Here is a 2,936-nt window from a genome sequence, read left to right as displayed (position 1 = left end):
GTTTAAATCGCAAGCGATTTAGAACCTCCTTTTTTATTATTAAATCAATGTTTGTTTCACTTTATTATTACAATCAGCATACCAATTTGCTCACCATTTAGGAGAAGCACATAAATTTATGTGCTATTGCTAATTTGCGTGTTAATTGTAGTGCTAATTGGGTATACTAATTGAATGACCAATTTTGCACTGAAAGGATAATGGAAATTGAAGTTCATCAAGCCAAAGAACAATAATGCTGCTAATGTAGATTGGCTCATATCAGAGCGTGTACGAACCGTCGTTAAAACCTATGCAGAATTCACAGAGTACAGCGAGAGTGAAGTGGTTGATATATTTCTGCTAAATATTTTAGATGATAAAGATTTTATAAAATGGATTGAAGGTAGAAGAAACAACAAAAGGATTGTTAAGCAGCTTCAAATCGAAGATATTGTGGAGAGCGATAAAATTGGCTAAATTAAAAAGATTGGCTACGAAGGAAGATAATCTGGTTTTAGTTTCATCCCCTGTTTTGATGGAAGAAATATCTGAGCGGACAAATGATTATCATTTATTAACTCCAAAACAATTCGGAACAAAATACAAGGATTTATTATTCAAACCAGTAGATTTCTCCTGGAACGGTATTACGCATCAAATTCAATATAATTACTGTGCCAATCCTTTTTGTAAATGGCACGGTCTTCCTCAAGAAAAGTTCGATTCTAAAGGAAAACCTAGCCGATATAGACTATCAGGTACTGGGAATGACAAAAAATTAAGGTGTAATCCTGACCCGATACATTTGACAACAGGTGTGGCTTTAGATTGTCATAATACTACCTTATCTAATTGGTCCATCGCTCAAGAAATCGAAAGATTGATAAGAGTAAACGGCGTTCAAGACAAAGTTCCTGAGTATAAATTTCATAAAGATGGATGTGCTGCGTATGATTGTACTCCCTTTGAGGAACCAAGTGCATTCTATAAGCAGGGAAAAAGCAGCACTGGTACACAACGTTGGCAATGTAAAACTTGCAAGAAAAAGACCACTCTAACACCGAATCGGAAACAATCTATCACTTACAATCAAAAGCGAAGTGATGTTCTCCATCTATTTACAAAATTGTTGTTAAGTCGAACTCCTATAACAAGAACTTGCGAAATACTAGAAATTGGACGAGGAACTTATTACGACAAATTGGAATTTATTTATCGAAGATGTTTGGAGTTTTTGGAACGACACGAAACCAAACCTCTTCAGAATAAACAATTCAAAGAGATGTGGATTAATACTGATAAAATGACCTATTTTCTTAACAATGTCCGTAAAAAGGGAATGGGTGGGAGTGACTATGATGATTTAGAAGAAAGCAATTTCCCAACGAATGTCGTGGTTAGTGCAGATGTCTTTTCTCGATATGTGTTCCGTTCGGATGTGGCATATGATTGGGATATTAACTTAGGCGATATAGCACTTGATACTATTCTTCTTAAAGAAGACCATTTAAATGAATTTGCCAAAAAATATGCCAGATTCCCAAAGTATTCACACTATCCGATGCCGCCATCTAGGAATGATACTCAAACAGAAGCGGAATACAGAAATGAATTGGAATTAATCGAACGCAGAGAAAAATATATTGATGGGCTACACATCAATTCAACATATACAACTATCGCCCACTTTTGGCTAATCAAACAGATAGTACAGGCTTCTGAATGGCGTTTTATTACCGATGAAGACAACTCCTTAATGACCTCTCTACATCGTGTATTTGCCAAAGAATTTCGTTTATCCGATGCGTATCATTTCCTGTGTCAAACCGATAAAACAAAAACTAGAAAACAGGCTCGTAACGAATTTATCCAGGCACGAACCGATTTAATCAATTGGGGAATTAACTCTGGATATGATACAAGGTCATTACGGAAACTTGCGTTTCTTAAACTTGAAGAATTGTTCCATCATCATCAATTTCATAAGGTGGTCCGTTTGGGTTCGGACAACCATTATGAATATGCCGACAATCCGATTGAGCATCCACTTGCGACGATTGATAGAGGATTCCGCTGGGTGGATTGTACATCCGATTTATCCTCACTTGAACCTAATGACATTGCCAATCTAATTTTAAATGTGAATGATAATGCGACCAATACCTTTATTCAACATATCCGCAGAAAGCTATCTATTTTAGAAAGACCGTTAACCACTGCTCGTGGCGAAGGAAAGAGTTACATTTACTCAAACTTTAACCCGAAGTATGCACAAATGGCTCTAACTATCCTACGAACATACTACAACTTTTGTTTGCCGTTTAAAACGAAAGATGAAGTGGGCACACCTGCTCAGCGTTTAGGTATCGCAAACAAGGTTTTTGACTTAAGAGATATAATCTATTTACGGTAATTTTAGAGACCGAATTAGCTAAAAGTGATTTGATTTGATAAACAATAATAATTAGGGAAGGATAAGGACTAAATTTGAATATGAGGTGATTTTTTGGTTAAACAATACTTAATCTTATTAGGATTTTTCGTATTTGCTTTTACTCCAATGCAAACAGTTGAAGCGGAAACTGTTCCAAAAGTAGAAGATTCGTATGTCACAACAGAAGATATTGTTTCAGACCTTGTATTTCCAACTATTGATAAAAGAGTGATAAAAGAGTATGGAGGCGATGACCTATTTGACTGGCAATGGCAAAGAATCGTCGGTATAAAGTACAATGACAATCATTCTTATGATGTTGCCGTTAGAGTTAATATTCCTTCCAAAAATAATGATAATGTTAAAGAAGATTTAGTTAAGGTAAGAGTATCCCCATCCTGTGACAGTGGAAAGATTAATAAGCAGAAATGTACTCACGGTTTAAAAATAGAAATAGTTGAATACAAACATTTGTCCAAATAAGGGTTATTAAAAACTATGCCAGTTTGGGTATTAAAAG

At 35.4% G+C, this 2,936-nt stretch carries 3 protein-coding genes; all 3 read left to right on the top strand.

Features of this window, described 5'->3' with window-relative positions; genetic code table 11:
• The first annotated feature begins 207 nt into the window (after positions 1-207).
• The 3 genes from M3205_RS24945 (at position 208) to M3205_RS24935 (ending at position 2,899) form a co-directional block, all read left to right on the top strand.
• On the top strand, positions 208-459 hold the full coding sequence (locus M3205_RS24945) for a hypothetical protein (RefSeq protein ID WP_160549914.1): 252 nt from the start codon (positions 208-210) through the stop codon (positions 457-459).
• Positions 452-2,395, top strand: coding sequence for an insertion element protein (locus M3205_RS24940; protein ID WP_160549913.1), 1,944 nt, complete (start codon positions 452-454; stop codon positions 2,393-2,395). The genes M3205_RS24945 and M3205_RS24940 overlap by 8 nt, the downstream gene beginning before the upstream one ends.
• Positions 2,396-2,488: 93 nt before the next feature.
• Positions 2,489-2,899, top strand: a complete 411-nt coding sequence (locus tag M3205_RS24935) for a hypothetical protein (RefSeq protein ID WP_251172336.1) — start codon at positions 2,489-2,491, stop codon at positions 2,897-2,899.
• Positions 2,900-2,936 lie beyond the last annotated feature (37 nt).

The organism is Cytobacillus firmus (assembly GCF_023715565.1).
Classification (GTDB): domain Bacteria; phylum Bacillota; class Bacilli; order Bacillales; family Cytobacillaceae; genus Cytobacillus; species Cytobacillus firmus_C.
The sequence above is the reverse complement of the archived record's forward strand: the minus strand, read 5'-3'. Positions and strand labels throughout refer to the sequence as shown.